Here is a 1,746-nt window from a genome sequence, read left to right as displayed (position 1 = left end):
TCCGTCGTCGGCAGCGTCAGATGTGTATAAGAGACAGATCGGGGACCGCCCGTGTCTGGGTGGCCGCAGGGTTGCGCGTCCGGCAATGGGAAGCTGCGGACCTGCGTGCACCATCCTCGTTCATGCTCTCGATGGACTACCGCTATCCCGAAGGCGCAACGCCGGCCACACGACGCAGGGTCGATGAAGCTGAGCTCTCGAGGATCGCGCGGTTGTCCGAGGACCTCGCGATGTGGATGCGGTCCGCTCGTTGAGCTCCATGGCACAGCACCCGTGGACGCATACTCATGAGGGAATACGATTGGCCTGCAAGACTTTTCGTCGAATCAAACCTTGACTTCCCGTTCGAACTGGTGTTCGATAGGGAGATGAGGGGTCAAGGGACGCGCAGTGCTGACGCGCTGGTCGAGGAGGCCGAGGCGCTCGCCGACGTGGCGTCGCTCGTCGAGGCCTACCCCATGCGAACGCGTCGCGGCGTCCCGGTGCGGCAGCGGTCGCTCTCCCTGCTCGAGCGGTCCCTGAGGCGCAACGCCGCTCGGCACGTCCTCAACCAGCTGATGCCCGATCTCGTCGCCGAGCTCCTCGACGCCGCCGCCGACGACCTCGACGACTCCCCTGACCGCGGCCCCGAGGCCCACGCCGATGCCGAGCTTCGGCTCGTCGAGGCCGTCGAGTCCTGCAAGGCCGCCCTGGACGCGGCAGGCTTGGAGGCGCTCGCTCGGCTCCGGTCGTGCATCGAGTCGGCCGAGCTGGGGCGCGTCGCCGGCACCGGCGGCACCCGGCCGTCCGGATGGCTCGACGCTGACGAGCTCACCGTCCTGGAAGTCACCACGGCCACGGGGCTCGGACCGCAGGAGGTGCACGACAGGCTGGGCCTCGCGACGGCCCGCTCCAGCGCCGCTGCAGAGCTGCGCGACCGGCTCCGGTCAGGCGCGGTCAGCCTTCATCGGGCTCGTGTCCTGCACGCCGAGGTCCGCCATCTCGAGGACGCCGCGGCGGTTGGCGTCGTGGACTCGACGCTGCGTCCCAAGGACGGTGCGCCGCCGTCCCCGACCCTGTTCCGCCAGCGCCTCACGCGCGCCTGCGTCGCGGCCGACCGCGACGCAGCCCGACGCCGTCGGGACGCCCGCCGGCGACGCGGTGCGTTCGCCCGCATCGATGCCGACGGGCTCGGGGTCCTCACCGTGACCAACGACGCGGACAAGATCGTGGCCGCGATGGAGCGCGCCGATGCTCTTGCACGAGCCGCACGGCAGGCCGGCGACCGGCGCAGCCTCGACGTCCTGCGCGCCGACGCCATCACCGACCTGCTCGTGCTCGGGTCGATACCGGCGAACAGCGGGGCGGCCGATGGCGTGTCAGTCCGCGAAGGCCCGGGCGACGCCGCCTGGAGGACGCTCCTGGGGCGTCGCCCGTCAGCCTCGGTCACGCTCGTCGTCCCGCTGCCCGTGGCGCTCGGCCACGTCGACGCCCCGTGCGAGGTGCCCGGTCATGGCTGGGTGGGCCCCGAACAGGCACGGCGGATGATGCTGCACCCCGCGTCGCGCTGGCGGATGCTGGCGGTGGACCCGAGCACGGGCGCTGCCACCGCTGTCGGGACCACCGCCTACCGGCCGACGGCATCGATGCGTGCGGTCGTCGAGGCCGTCGACGGCACCTGCCGTGGGCCCGGATGCACCGTCCCGGCCGCTCGCTGCGACCTCGACCACGACATCCCCTGGCCGCACGGCCCGACGGAGGTCACCA

At 71.8% G+C, this 1,746-nt stretch carries 2 protein-coding genes; both read left to right on the top strand.

Annotation, left to right across the window (positions count from 1 at the left end):
- The coding region (locus tag ACPYOM_RS21830; protein ID WP_481347566.1) for a hypothetical protein at positions 1-254 on the top strand (254 nt) is incomplete at its 5' end.
- 114 nt (positions 255-368) lie between these two features.
- On the top strand, positions 369-1,746 hold a 1,378-nt coding region (locus ACPYOM_RS21825), incomplete at its 3' end, for an HNH endonuclease signature motif containing protein (protein ID WP_481347565.1).

Source organism: Monashia sp. HAY1-2A (genome assembly GCF_056755315.1).
Note: the sequence above shows the minus strand (reverse complement) of the source record. Positions and strands in the feature narration are given on the sequence as shown.